The following is a 14,458-nucleotide window of genomic DNA, read 5'->3' on the forward strand; positions in this document are numbered from 1 at the left end:
TTAAATCACACCCTTCTTTTTAAGTTCAACAAGGTCTTCATCTGATAATCCTAAGGTTTGTTTATAAATGTGGTCATTATGCTCTCCTAAATCGGGAGCCCTATGTCTAATCTTCCCAGGTGTTTTAGAGAACTTGGGAACAATACCAGGTACTTTTACAGACCCAAGGCGAGGATGCTCTACGCTTACAATATTTTCTCTTGCTTGATAATGCGGATGCTCAAATATATCTTCAATATTAAGAATTGGAGAAATTGGAACCCCGAATTCATCTAACTTCTTAATTAAATCATCTTTGTTTTTGTTACCTATAAAATCTTTGATGAGTATTTGTAAATCCTCATCATTTTGCATTCGTTCTTTATTTGTTAGATATCTAGTATCAGTTATTAATTCTTTATGTCCCATTGCCATGGCAAGACGTTCCCATGTTTTCTGTGTACTGCACACCATAACCATCCAATAATTATCGTTTGTTTTATAAATACCTGCGGGACTAGAATGTCCATGAAGCATTGGTGAACGTTCTCTTACTTTTCCTAATTGATCAAATTCCGCTACTAGGAACTCCATCATTCTAAACATCCCTTCATATAATCCCATCTCTACTTGCTGCCCTTCATTTTTCCCCTTTTCCAAATCTCGATTGTATAGAGCGCTTACAGTCCCTAACGCAAGAAAAATACCAGATATATAGTCAAGCAAAGAGAAAGATGGGCTCACTGGATGACGATCAGTAAAACCTTGTAGATAGGTATAACCAGAAAATGCTGTTGCAGGAGTTCCAAAACCTGCCTTCTCTGCAAAAGGGCCTGTTTGTCCATAGCCTGATTGACGGGACATTATTAAACCCTCATTTACGCTTTTTAACACATCGTAACCTAAACCCCACTTCTCTAAAGTACCTGGTCTGAAATTTTCTATTAATATATCAGCTTTTTTAATCAGTTCTTTAAAGAGTTCCTTGCCCTCCAAAGTCCTTATATCAAGTGTTATTGATTTTTTATTACGTGAAATTCCAGGCCACCTCAAAGGCTCCCCATTTTTATAAGGACCCAAGCCCCTAAGAGAATCTCCTGTTCCAGGAATTTCAACCTTAATTACTTCTGCTCCAAAATCTCCCAGTAAACTCGCTGCAAAAGGACCTGCTAATACTGTTGAAGCATCTATCACAGTTACACCTGTTAATGGCCCAGCATTTTGATTTTGCTCATCCAACTTGATTCCCCCCTGACATTTTGTTCCGTATAGTGAGATTACAAAAATCATTATATGGAACTTTTCATAAGTCTAACACAGAATTTTCTAAAAAAAAAGAACCAATTGAAAATTGATTCTTTTTTTCTGAATATTCTTTTTGATTAAGTTAAATTCGTTAGTAAGTTGACTGCATCTCACAACCAACTAATTTAGAAATTTCTTTTGCCCCCTCTTTTACCCACTTTGACCATTTTTCCATAGATTCTTCGCTAAATCTCAAACTAGGTCCTGACAAACATAGAGCAAAACTAACGTTGCCAGACATACTAAATATCGGGGACGAGATAGCATTGACTCCCGCACCACGCTCATCAAAGCTTGATGCAAGATAAGATTTCTTAACTTTATTAATCTCTGATACAAGCCAATCTCTTTTAGCTTTTGTTAGTTGATTGTTGATAATTGTTTCAATAAAGTGCTCGTCTTGAAAGGCCAGCATAGCTTTCCCGGCAGAACCTATATCAAGTTCAAGCTTTGTACCCACTAGAACATTATGACTTACAGCTTGATTACTCATAAAACGTTCAATACAAACCCGCTTATCGCCAACAATTTTATATAATGATACGGATTCCCCACTTTGGTCTCTTAACTTCCTCATGATTGGTGAGGCTACTCTAATGATATCATTTGAATGTTCTGCTACCCTTCCTAAGATAAATAAATTATACCCAAGCTTATATTTGAAGTTATGTTCATTACGCTGTAACATGTCTGAATCAATTAATGTTTCAACTATACGAGATGTAGTAGACTTTGGAAGCTTAATCTTTTCACTTATTTCTGTTAATGATAATTCCGTTTCTTCTAATGTGAAACAATTTAATAAACTTATTGCTCGGTGCACAGTTTGCAGACCTCTTTTTTGTTCCTTTTCCATCTTCATATACTCCTTTCTATCTATTAATCTTTTCGTATATCAGTTAAATCACCTCTATTATTTTGACATAAAAACTAAGAGATTGAAAATTAAATAATTGCTAATAAAAGCATATATAAAAAATCAACTGACATATTTCGGTGCTTTATAGCGTCCTTTACTGCATAATGTGAAAATGATAAGAATTATTAAAAACGCATATATATTATCTAAGCATCTTTACTCAAATTTTCTTTTTTGAAATAACGACCCCGTTATTTCAAATATAAATACTATATTGTTTCTTCATCACTAAGACCTTAAAAATAGTTTTCTGGTGAACTGCGGTAAGAAGTTGCATTTAATATCCATAAAAATAAGATCGTGGAGAAGTGTTTAATCTTTCATCTAAGGTGCCTTTTCTTCTAGATGTTGCCTTTCTCATGAGTTTAGCCTTTTTAGTTTGTTTTACTATAATGTTATTAGTTTTAAGGGATATGGGAGTTTTTGATGGTTTGGTCTGAGGTTTGCTTGGTTCGAGCGTGATGATTAGTTGTTGGATTTCTTGCAGCAAATCGAATTCTTCCGTAGAAATTTCTTTCATATGGCATACTTTGTTTCTAACCGCTACCGTTTCATTGATTTTTTTTGATTGCTCTGAAGTTAAGTTAAAGTATTGGTGTTTGACAATGTGGTTTACTAAGGTTGAATATGAGGCCTTCTCATTGAGGGTGTTTGAGGGAAATGCTTTAGCAATTGCTCGTTTAAACTTGATTTCAATATCAAATATTAATTCAAAAGCGGATGTTGAGACCATTTTATCAGGATTCATTGCTCCTCCTTTCTAACTTAGATAGTAATATTTTACACGTATCTCGCAACTTTTTAAATTCGCAATAAACATCAATTTGAGATATTAATTGGTACTTAATATATTTTCTTCTTCTGTAGATAATCAACTAATTAATTTAATTGTCCTTGAGTTACTTTATTTTGATTTTGTATCACCATAGTTAAACCTTAGATCTATTGCTGCAATTCTTTGATTACTGGTTTTTATCGGAGAAGCAAACAGGATGCAGCGACTGGGAAACTTTTTAACCATGGGAATTTACTTACTGAAATAGAAGAGACTAGGACTAGGTCAAATAGTACCTGCAGGAAAGAACTCTCAGTATGCTACTCTTCTTTATAGAACTCTAGAAAGTATTAGTATTAAAGCTTCTTATATGTTAACTATATACGAGATTAGTGGCGAAGAGGGCGTTTTAAGAAGTAAACAAAATATTGAGAGTAACATTGAAGAAGTGGTTTACGAAGAAATAAAAGATATGTACGGTGAACAATCTGTAAGATTTACCCACCCTTCATTCACCGTACATGTGCCCGCTTAAACTCCCCTTAGTCAGAAGGGCTGAAAATAATTTAGGGTAATTTCATAGAGTGTTTTCCTATTATCCTAAAGACTTATTTATAGTGAGATTAAAGTATAATTATAATTTTTCCCAAGTTAAGTTTGGATTTTCCCCTTTTATTAATCTATATTTTTCTAACGTAATTCGTGCTTTCTTTATAATAGGTTCATCTATCATTCTTCCATTCAATTGAAAAACAGCTGCGCCATCTTGTTCTACTGTCTCTAATATCTCTTTTGCATCGAGTACTTCTTCTTCTGTTGGCGCAAATTTCTTATTTACTTCATCAATTTGGTTTGGATGAATAACTAGTTTACCGCCAAATCCTAACCCTTTTGCGGTATTGATCTCTATATCTAAACCTTCATAATCATTAAAATGAATATAGACTGTATCAATTGGTTGCAACTTTTCTGCAGCTCTTGATGCATTAACTATTTGAGACCGGGCATATAGTAATTCATTTCCACATTTAGTAGGTGTAATATTTACATCAAGACAATAATCAACAGCACCAAATGCTAACCGCTTCACTCGAGGTGATGCACTTGCGATATCAAAACAGAAATGTACTCCAGCAGCACTTTCAATTAACGGTACGATCTCTAGCTCATAATGTATGTTATATTTCTTTTCATAAGTAATTAACATCGTTTCTAAAGACTTGATTTGCTGGGCACTAGAAACCTTAGGAAGGATCAAACCTTTTAGAGATTTATTATAATTACTTAGAAGCGATAATACATCTTCATGTCCAAACATATCACTTAGTGAATTCATACGGACGAATATATTTTTTTTTGAGCTTTGTAAAGCTTCGATAACCATCTCCCTCGCTTGAATCTTGTCTTGAAGTAAAACCGCATCCTCTAGATCATAAATGATTACATCAGCATCGAGAAGCTCAGCTTTTTCAATTACTTTCATCCGATTTCCAGGTACGAATAACCATGAACGAGCTAACATATTAACCTCCGATTACGATAAAGTTATTTTATTATTCATGCATTGTATGTGATTTAACGAATCCAAATTCTTTTAAGATCTTTTCAGTATGCTCTCCAGCAGCAGGGATTGGGTTCATAACATAATCTATATACTTAGCGGTAAAAGGAGGTTTTAATGCCTGGATTGTTCCATTAGGTGTAATAACTTCTTCCCAGCGTTCTCTTTCCTGCAGCTGAGGATGTTTCATGAATTCTTTCATAGAATTCAATCTAGCATTCGCGATCTTAGCTGTATTTAACCGGTTAATAACTGCCTCGGAAGATATTTTATTGAACTCTGCTGTAATATAAGATTCTAATTCGTGATAGTTTTCTACACGCTTATGGTTGCTATTGAAACGGTTGTCTTCTATGAGATTTGGCAATTGTATTACCTTTTGGCAAAATTGTTTCCATTCACGTTCATTTTGAATACCTAGAAATACTGTTTTACCATCACCTGCTTTAAATGGTCCATAAGGATAGATTGTTGCATGACTAGCCCCTGTTCTTTTAGGTTCAGTGCCACCATAATTAGCGTAATACATTGGATAACCCATCCACTCTCCCAGTGCTTCTAGCATAGAAATCTCAATATGATCGCCTTTATTAGTTTGATTTCTAGCATAAAGTGCGGCTAATATACTTGAATATGCATACATACCTGCTGCGATATCCGCAATTGAAATACCTGCCTTTGACGGCACTTCTTCTGTACCTGTGACTGAAACAGCACCAGCCTCACATTGTATTAATAAATCATAGGCTTTCTTATCTCTATAAGATCCGTTGCTACCATACCCTGATATACTAACCGAAATAAGTTCTGGATATTTTTCAAGTAATTCTTCAGGATCAAAACCGAGTCGACTTATAGCCCCCGGAGCTAGGTTTTGAATAAAGACATCAGCTTCTGATAATAGCTTTTCTAATATCTGTTTATCTGTATCACTCTTCAAATCTAATTCAACCGATTCCTTTGAACGGTTAAGCCATACAAAGTGACTAGATAGCCCATTTACTGTAGTATCATACCCTCTAGCAAAATCCCCTCCGTCAGGTCTTTCAACTTTAATTACCCTCGCCCCCAAATCAGCTAACTGTCTTGATGCGAAAGGGGCTGCTACTGCTTGCTCAATCGATACCACAGTAATGCCTTGTAAAGGTAACATGTAATCCCCCCTATTCATTTAATAAGTGCCGTTCTTGACCTTCTTTGTACCAGTCGTTCCCGAAAGCATCATTAATTACAACGACTGGAAAGTCTTTTACAGTCAACTTTCGAATAGCTTCTGTTCCTAGATCCTCAAAAGCTACTACTTCGACCGATTTAATAGTTTTAGCAATAAGGGCCCCTAAACCACCGATAGCCACAAAATAAACTGCTTTATTTTCTTTTATAGCACCAACAACTTCTCTACTTCGATATCCCTTGCCTATCATTCCTTTAAGTCCTTTATTTAATAGACACGGTGTGTATTTATCCATTCGGCTACTTGTAGTAGGACCGGCTGAACCAATTAATGCATTTGGCTTAGCAGGTGTCGGTCCTACATAATAAATAACTTGATTTTCTAATGTAATTGGCAGCTTTTCTCCTCTTTCTAACATTTCGTACATTCTCTTATGGGCCATGTCCCTTGCAGTATAAATATCTCCAGAAAGCAATAAATTGTCTCCTGCTTTTAAAGAGATAATCTTCTCATTCGTTAGTGGAAGATCAACTTTTCTTTGCATTTTAATTTCCACCTTTTCATAAAGTGAATGTTTTATGTCTGCTTGCATGACAGTTAAGATTAACTGCTACTGGTAAAGCCGCAATATGACAAGGAGCTATTTCAACTTTTACATCCAGTGCAGTCGTACTACCACCCATCCCTTGTGGACCAACGCCTAAATTATTGATTTCTTTTATTAACTCTTTTTCTAGTTTTGCTACATGGGGCTTTGGATGTCTGTGTTCAATTGGTCGAAATAGAGATTTTTTGGCTAGATAGGCTGACAACTCAAAGTTGCCACCAATCCCGACACCTACTACTAGGGGTGGACAAGCATTAGGTCCTGCTTCTTCAACTGTTTTTAGTATAAATTCTTTAATCCCTTCAATCCCATCCGCAGGGGTGAGCATGGATAACCTGCTCATATTTTCACTTCCCCCACCTTTTGCGGACATATGAACCGTCAAGTGATCTCCTTCCACCAACTCAACATGTATAACAGCAGGTGCATTATAATCTTTACTTTTTTCTCGTGATAATGGGTCCTCCACAATGGAATGTCTGAGATAGCCCTCTTCATAACCTTTTCTCACACCTTCATTGAGCGCTTCTGTAAGACTCCCGCCAGTCACCATTATTTCTCGCCCAATTTCAACAATAAAAACTGCTACACCCGTATCTTGACACATAGGAACCCGTTCTGAGGAAGCAATATTGGCATTATCAATAAGTTGACTTAATATATTTCTTCCTGTCTCAGACGTTTCTGTCTTTATGGACGATTTAAATGCAGTGATGATATCATTTCCTAAGTCATAGTTAGCTTCTTGACACATCACTGAGACGTTTTCAACGATATCTTCATAATGTATTTGTTTCAACGGTATTCTCCTTTCTGAAATCAAACGGTAACAAAATCTATCTTAGTTAACGTTCTATTCAAAGAAGTGGCAATTCAGATATGTTAAAGTTCCAAACAAGTGGTAGATACAAATAAATCACGACAGTAAGAATAATGCTAAAAATAATATTGAGCCAAATACCTGACTTAGCCATATCTTTAATTGTCAGTACACCTGAACTAAAAACAATGGCGTTAGGAGGAGTTGCAATTGGCAGCATAAATGCACATGATGCCGCTATAGTGGTCCCTGCAATTAGCGCAATCGGATGAACTCCAACCGCTACTGCTAATGCTCCCATCATTGGAATTAGCATCGTAGCAGTTGCTGTGTTGGAAGTAATTTCCGTCAAGAAAATTACTAGGAAGATTACCGCAAAGAGAATAACAATTACTGGGAAATTCGAGAGGCCTGTCAACTGACTCCCAACCCATTCAGTCAAACCTGAATTAGTAAATCCAGCTGCTAAAGCTAATCCTCCTCCAAATAAAATCAGGATCCCCCACGGCAACTTTTTAGTCGTTTCCCAGTTTAATAAACTCTCTCCTGGCTTCTGCTTTGAAGGAAGTATGAAAAGAACCACAGCTGCTGTTATTGCAATAATGGCATCATCAATTCCTTGAGACACATATGGTTGCAACAAAAATGAACGAGTAATCCAAGCAATAGCTGTCAATGTAAATACAGCTGCTACCATTCCCTCTTCCCTACTCATACTCCCTAATGCTTTATACTGTTCCCTGATGATTTCTGATCCTCCAGGAAGATCCTTAATTCTTAATGGAAATAGAAATTTAACTAAAACAAAGAACGCTACCCCTGTAAAAACTATTGCAATTGGAACGCCGAAAAGCATCCAGCTGGCAAAAGAAATGTCTAGTCCATATGTTTCTCGTGCAAATCCTGCCATGATCGTATTAGGGGGCGTACCTATTAGTGTACCAAGACCACCAGTTAAAGCAGAGTATGAAATGGCAAGCATTAGCGCTTTTCCAAACTTATCTTTTAAATTTGAAATATCGCTCACTCTATGTTGCTTTAGTAGTTCTCCGAAGTTAACAATGATTGCTGTTCCAATTGGTACCATTAGCATAGTAGTCGCTGTACTTGAAATCCACATAGATAAAAATGCAGTAGCTATCATAAAACCCAGGATAATTTTCTCGGTGCTAGTACCAACTAGATTGATAATTGATAAAGCAATCCTTCGGTGTAGATTCCACCTTTCCATAGCTAAGGCGATCATAAAACCACCCATAAATAGAAAAATGATGTCTGAGCCATATGCTGAAGTGGTGGTATTTAGATCCACCCCCCCTGTAAGTGGGAATAAAATGATGGGCAATAAAGCCGTAACAGGGATAGGAACTGCTTCTGTCATCCACCAGACAGCCATCCATATAGTTATAGCTAAAACAGCTTGAGCTTGATTAGATAATCCTTCTGGTTGAAAAAACAAAATACATAGTAAAAATAAAACAGGTCCAGCTACAAGACCTATGCGTTGGGCATTGTTTTTCTTAGGAACAGGTGGTTCCGATTTTGCTTTTTCGATGCTAAAATCTTTTTGAACCGCTTCTGATCCCTTGATTGTAAAAAGACTCATAAACTTCTTTATTGTGAAATGTTCTTCCCAGAAGACCTTGCTAGCCTTAGATATAAGCTGTTTCATTAGCACACCCCTTTATTATCCCAGTCATAAATTGAAGCGCTTACAAAAAGCATTAAATTATATTTTGTTTGAATCTCTTAAAACTTTTTCTAGTAAGTTATTTTTCAAATTTGGAGCATGATCTTTTTTATAAACCATAAATGTCCGTTTAAACGTTACGACAATTTTACCTTCCTGGTTGTAGCCACTCGTCCTAACTTTAACAATGCCTACATTCTGACGGGATTTTGACTCACGTTTCTCAAGCACTTCACTGTATGAATAAATGGTATCCCCTTCAAAAACCGGATTAGGTAACTGAATTTCATCCCATCCTAAATTTGCCATGACATTTTGAGAGATATCTGTGACAGATTGGCCTGTAACCAATGCAACAGTAAATGTCGAATCTACTAAGGGACGACCGAATTCGGTCTTCTTTGAGTATACTTCATCAAAATGGATGGGATTTGTATTCTGTGTTAAAAGGGTAAACCAAATATTATCAGTTTGAGTTACCGTACGTCCAAGCGGGTGAGCGTAAATGTCACCAATATTAAAATCTTCTAAAAACCTACCATTCCAACCTTCTTTTATACTCATCTATTTTTCCTCCTTATATTTAAAATCTCTATTAATACGTTCTCGGCATCTTTAGTACATGTTGTCCGATATAAGACAGAATCATATTGTTATTTACAGGAGCTACTTGATACATTCTTGTTTCTCGAAACTTTCTTTCAATGTTGTACTCTTTGACAAACCCATTACCACCAAAAGTATCAATACAGGCATTACCAGCTTCCCAACTCGCTTTGCTTGATAAATATTTGGCTGTATTGGCCAGCTCTCCACATGCCATCCCTTGATCGAATTGATCAGCCGCCATATTTCTTACTACTTCAGAAGCTTTAACTGACGCATACGCTTTTGAGATTGGAAATTGAACACCCTGGTTAGAACCTATTTTCCTGTTAAATACTTCGCGTTCACTCGCATATTTTACGGCTTCATCTATAAAGAAGTAGCCATCACCAACCGCTTCTGAAGCAAGAAGTATTCTCTCAGCATTCATACCATCTAAAACATATTTGAAGCCCTTTCCTTCTTCTCCTATCAACGCATCTTCGGGTATATGCATATTTTTATACCAAACTTTATTTGTTGCATAATTGAACATTGTTGTTACAGGCTCAACTATTAAGGAATCTGGCTGGTTTTTTCTGATTTCCCTTAAATCAATAAGGAAAAGGCTGATCCCGTCTGTTTTTTTCTGCACTTCCTCTCTCTGAGTAGTTCTAGCAAGTAACATTAATAAGTCAGATTGTTCTATCCGACTGGTCCAGTTTTTGTGGCCATCTACCACATAACCATCGTCTGTTTTATCAGCAAAAGTCTTTATAGCTGTAGTATTTGATCCTGCTTCAGGCTCAGTAATGGAAAACGATTGAAAACGTAAATCTCCCTTAGCAATGAGGGGTAGATACTTCATCTTCTGAGCTTCTGAACCATGTTTTAACAATGCACCCATTGTATACATCTGAGCGTGACAGCCTGCTGCGTGCCCACCTGCTCTATGAATCTCCTCTAAAATAATACTAGCTTCCATAATTCCGTAGCCTTTCCCACCATATTCTTCAGGGATCAAAACTGAAAGATAGCCCTGTTGAGTCAATGCATCCACAAACTCATAAGGGTAGGCACGCTGCTCATCCAGCTCTCGCCAATAGTGATTTGAATAGCTTTCACAGAAATGCCGTATTTCTTTTCTTAGTTGCATTCTTTGTTCTTCATTTAACCTGTTTGTTGTAATATTCATTCACTTTCAACCTCCTAACTTTGTTAACTCAAATTATAACTTTGCAATTTTCAGAAAACAATTTCAATTATGCATAGATTCAATGTAGTTTTTGCATTAATAAAAAATTAATAAACAAAGCGTATCTAAAAAGAGATACGCTTTGTTCATAAATTCTTTTGGATTCAATCACCAAACCAGTTCTCCTATAAATTGATAGACTTTTTCTGAAGGGAATTTCCCTCTGTATTTTCCCCTCTATAGTTTTATTATTGTGTTAATACATAGCTGTTATATAATAAATAAAATGTAATTTTTAAAATTCAGTATATTCAAAAAGGGTGTATATGATCATGGATATGGTGCAGTTGAAAAACTTTATAGTAGTTGCAGAAGAAGAAAATATGACAAAAGCAGCTGATTTACTCCTCCTCTCTCAATCTGCTTTAAGTCGATCTATTCACACGATGGAAAAAGAATTAGGTGTACCATTGTTTGACAGAAAAAACAGGAAAATTGTATTGAATCAGTATGGGAAAATTTTTTTAAAAGATGCCAAAAATATGGTTCAGTATTGGGATCACTCAAAGATTAGGTTAAAAGAAATGATTGATCCTAGTATGGGAAATGTATCTGCTTCATTTGTCCATAGCTTGGGGATTACTTACATTCCCGAAATCTTAAAGGCATTTAAGCAAGACCACCCAGGATATAACCTCTCATTACAGGAAGGAAAAGCACCGAACATTATTAAAGACCTTTTAACTAATGATATAGAGTTTGGTTTTGGAACTCAGTACAAAACTTTTCCAGAGCTTGAATACACCGTACTTTTCAAAGACAAAATTTCACTAGTTATTTCTGCTCAACACCGTTTCGCAAAGTTAAATCATCCTATTACACTTGACATGTTAGAAGCCGAACCATTTATACAATATACTTCAGGTACAGAACTAAAAAAGTTGATTGAAGCTACAATTAACTCATTTAATAGAAAATTAAATACAGTTTATGATGGTCTAGAGGTCAATAGTATTATTGGTATAGTACGTGCAAATCAAGGCATAGCCTTTATCCCCGACTCAATAATTCCTACTATCAATGGAATTAGGGCAGTTAAAGTTGAGGGCGTAAATATTGAACGACCAATATACTTAATTCATAAAAAGCAGGGATATTTATCAAAAGCTGCTTTACAATTTAAAAATTTCATATTAAATAGGCACAACCTTCTTAAATAATAAGGTGTGCCCTGTTTTATTTCTCTTCATGGATCTAATCAAATGCTGGTTATTCTATTATGATACTAACCCCTGTTTTCTTAAGGTAATAGTTACATAAGCACAAACTATAGAAAAAATAGAAATTATCACCACCACTCCGTTCCAACCATAATTTGTATAAAATACACCACTGACCGTTCCTCCGACGCTACCTCCAATATAGTAAGCAAACAGATAAATAGATGCTGCTTGGGCTTTATTTTGTACTGCCACTTGCCCAACCCAGGTGCTAATGATAGAGTGAGCTGCGAAAAAACCAAAAGTAAAAATCGCAATTCCTAGAATCTTAATCCAAATGTTAATAGTTAGTGTAATCCATAGACCTGCCAATAATATTATTAATGATAGTTGCAACACTTTTTTAAGACCATGTCTACCTGCAAGCATTCCCATCCATGTAGAACTGAATGTACCAACTAAATACACAATAAAAATAAAACCTACAACTGATTCACTTAGAGAGTAAGGAGGTTTAATTAGTTCGAAACCAATATAATTATATAGGGCGACAAAGCTGGCTGCTGCAAAAAAGCCTATCATAAACAACTTCATTAGACTAGTAGAACCTAAGTGACATATAAACGTTCTTGCCAAATTTATTGTGCTAAAAGGTTTCGATTCGAAATGAGCTTGCTTGGGAAGAAGCAACATAAATAGTAAGCTCGATAATAAACAAATAATCCCTACCCCGATTAACGCCACCTGCCAGTTAAAATGATCGGTTAAGACACCGCCAATAATCCGACCACTCATTCCACCAATAGAATTCCCGCTAACATATAGTCCCATTGCCAAGCTCAGACTTCTTGGTTCAATCTCCTCTCCAAGGTATGCCATCGCCACAGCTGGGAGACCTGCCAAAGTAATTCCCTGGATAACTCGTAGAAAAATCAAAAGTTCAAAACTCTGTACAAATCCGATAGCGATTGAAAGAATAGCTGAAAGAACTAAAGAAATGGCCATGATACTCTTTCTACCAAAAACTTCTGACAAGGAACCTGCAATCAATAAACTTACAGCTAAAGAAATAGTAGTTCCTGACTGCGTTAAACTGGACATTGCAGGAGAAACATTAAATTCTTCTGCTATCTGCGGTAGAATAGGCTGCATTCCCCATAATATTGCGAAGGTGCAAAACCCCCCCGCAAAAAATGCCAAGTTAGTTTTTTTAAAATCCGTTGTACCACGTTGTATATATTGTTCCATATTGGAAACCCCTTTAGAATTAGTATGGAACGATTTAGCTTAGTTTTATAATACTCTTATTTCTAACGATCCTCTAATCGATTTTTTTCATTTGATTGATGTAGAAATTGCATTGTTTAATTAAGTGAAACTCTATTTGAATATGAGCCAATAATTAATTCAAAATAAAAAAGTCAAACCCTTATAGAGTTTAACTTTAATTTTATATAATTTTTAAATCCTAAACTCCTCCACCCACTGGTAAAAGAATACAAAAAGCATTGGTGGTTTTAAAACTAAAAGAGAAGCATAAGCAGCTTGCTCTGACATGCAGCAAGCTATAAATTCAAAATCATTCGTAGATAAAGCTTCCTCAAAAGTTAGTAGCACCCGTGCCCGATCCTTTCAATTAAAACTCCTTTTAAAACATTTAAGTTATATGAAGTTGAAAAATATTAATGTTGCTGCTTACCAGAAAGTATTAAACACTCTCCATGAAGAAGGTTATGCTCTTAATACTATAAGCGGAGTCCACTCAACTGGAAGGATGATCTTTAAAAAAGCACTTGAATATGACTTAATAAAAAAAAACCTACAGATTTCGCAAAACCAATCCGTAAGGTAGATACTATTGAAGAGTTAGAAAACCAAGAACAATCGCTTAAGTTCTTAGAAAAAAGAGGAACTTAGTATTTTTTTAAAAACGTGCTTTGACTAACGGCTTACCTCAAGATAAATATATATTTCCCCTACTAGCATACAGCGGCATCCGCATAGGTGAATTAATTGCCTTAAAATGGCCAGATATTGACTTTGATGATAATACTATCAATATTACTAAAACCATTTATAACCCCAAAAACAATGACAAAGACTATATTCTTTTAACTCCTAAAACTAAAGGTTCCATACGCAAAATTAAAATTGACGATGATATTATCAACTCCTTAAGACAGCATAAAAAAGAGCAAAACTTATTAAAAATGTACCATCGTGATGAATACGTCGATAATAACTTTATTTTCACCAAACCTTCAGGTCACCCTATGTTACAGAAAACTATTAATTGGAGAATGACTAGACTATCAAATCAAACAAACTTAATAAACACTTAACTCCACATTCATTAAGACATACCCACACCTCGCTACTAATTGAAGCTGGCGTGGGTATTAAAGAAATTCAGCAGCGTCTAGGCCATACTGATATTGAAACAACTATGAATATATATGCTCACCTTACTTCTGATATGGAAGAAAAAGCTTCAAAGAAGTTTAGTGATCTAATGAAAAAAGTTTTTTGAAATGTGGTCAAAATGTGGTCAATCACTTTAAATTAGCAATAAAGAACTTGCACATTAGAACATAAGCTAATATTAATTTGTTATTCCAATAACATTTT

12 protein-coding genes and 1 pseudogene are annotated in these 14,458 nt (G+C 35.6%); 2 read left to right on the top strand and 11 right to left on the bottom strand.

Features of this window, described 5'->3' with window-relative positions:
* The 10 genes from A33I_RS18680 to A33I_RS18725 all read right to left on the bottom strand — a co-directional run bounded on the left by A33I_RS18680 (position 1) and on the right by A33I_RS18725 (position 10,610).
* A complete protein-coding gene (locus A33I_RS18680) occupies positions 1-1,218 on the bottom strand; it encodes a CaiB/BaiF CoA transferase family protein (protein ID WP_022629840.1) in 1,218 nt (405 codons plus the stop codon).
* Between the two features lie 157 nt (positions 1,219-1,375).
* Entirely contained in the window at positions 1,376-2,140 is a 765-nt protein-coding gene (locus tag A33I_RS18685) for an IclR family transcriptional regulator (protein ID WP_022629841.1), read from the bottom strand.
* Positions 2,141-2,480: 340 nt separating this feature from the next.
* Positions 2,481-2,951, bottom strand: coding sequence for a hypothetical protein (locus A33I_RS18690; protein ID WP_022629842.1), 471 nt, complete (start codon positions 2,949-2,951; stop codon positions 2,481-2,483).
* A 661-nt stretch (positions 2,952-3,612) separates the two neighbouring features.
* Positions 3,613-4,500, bottom strand: a complete 888-nt coding sequence (locus A33I_RS18695) for an HpcH/HpaI aldolase/citrate lyase family protein (protein ID WP_022629843.1) — start codon at positions 4,498-4,500, stop codon at positions 3,613-3,615.
* A 31-nt stretch (positions 4,501-4,531) separates the two neighbouring features.
* Complete coding sequence (locus A33I_RS18700; protein ID WP_022629844.1) at positions 4,532-5,692, bottom strand: CaiB/BaiF CoA transferase family protein; 1,161 nt, start codon at positions 5,690-5,692, stop codon at positions 4,532-4,534.
* 10 nt (positions 5,693-5,702) lie between these two features.
* Complete coding sequence (locus A33I_RS18705; RefSeq protein WP_083477692.1) at positions 5,703-6,305, bottom strand: Fe-S-containing hydro-lyase; 603 nt, start codon at positions 6,303-6,305, stop codon at positions 5,703-5,705.
* Positions 6,274-7,119, bottom strand: a complete 846-nt coding sequence (locus A33I_RS18710) for a fumarate hydratase (RefSeq protein WP_022629846.1) — start codon at positions 7,117-7,119, stop codon at positions 6,274-6,276. The genes A33I_RS18705 and A33I_RS18710 overlap by 32 nt, the downstream gene beginning before the upstream one ends.
* Before the next feature lie 58 nt (positions 7,120-7,177).
* Positions 7,178-8,812: an SLC13 family permease gene (locus tag A33I_RS18715; protein WP_022629847.1), complete on the bottom strand. Its 1,635-nt coding sequence runs from the start codon at positions 8,810-8,812 to the stop codon at positions 7,178-7,180.
* A 57-nt stretch (positions 8,813-8,869) separates the two neighbouring features.
* A complete protein-coding gene (locus A33I_RS18720; RefSeq protein WP_022629848.1) occupies positions 8,870-9,394 on the bottom strand; it encodes a MaoC family dehydratase in 525 nt (174 codons plus the stop codon).
* A gap of 31 nt (positions 9,395-9,425) precedes the next feature.
* Complete coding sequence (locus A33I_RS18725; RefSeq protein ID WP_022629849.1) at positions 9,426-10,610, bottom strand: acyl-CoA dehydrogenase family protein; 1,185 nt, start codon at positions 10,608-10,610, stop codon at positions 9,426-9,428.
* Between the two features lie 332 nt (positions 10,611-10,942).
* Between A33I_RS18725 and A33I_RS18730 the strand changes: the two genes are divergently transcribed.
* Positions 10,943-11,830 carry a LysR family transcriptional regulator gene (locus tag A33I_RS18730; protein ID WP_022629850.1) on the top strand — a complete coding sequence of 296 codons (888 nt, stop codon included), beginning with the start codon at positions 10,943-10,945 and terminating at the stop codon, positions 11,828-11,830.
* A gap of 57 nt (positions 11,831-11,887) precedes the next feature.
* Here A33I_RS18730 and A33I_RS18735 read toward each other — a convergent pair whose 3' ends face one another.
* Positions 11,888-13,078, bottom strand: coding sequence for an MFS transporter (locus tag A33I_RS18735; RefSeq protein WP_022629851.1), 1,191 nt, complete (start codon positions 13,076-13,078; stop codon positions 11,888-11,890).
* A gap of 689 nt (positions 13,079-13,767) precedes the next feature.
* On the opposite strand from A33I_RS18735, the pseudogene A33I_RS20680 reads away from it, so the two are divergent.
* Positions 13,768-14,360: pseudogene (locus A33I_RS20680) on the top strand (site-specific integrase).
* Positions 14,361-14,458 lie beyond the last annotated feature (98 nt).

The sequence above is a fragment of the Alkalihalophilus marmarensis DSM 21297 genome (assembly GCF_000474275.2).
Taxonomy (GTDB): domain Bacteria; phylum Bacillota; class Bacilli; order Bacillales; family Bacillaceae_D; genus Alkalihalophilus; species Alkalihalophilus marmarensis.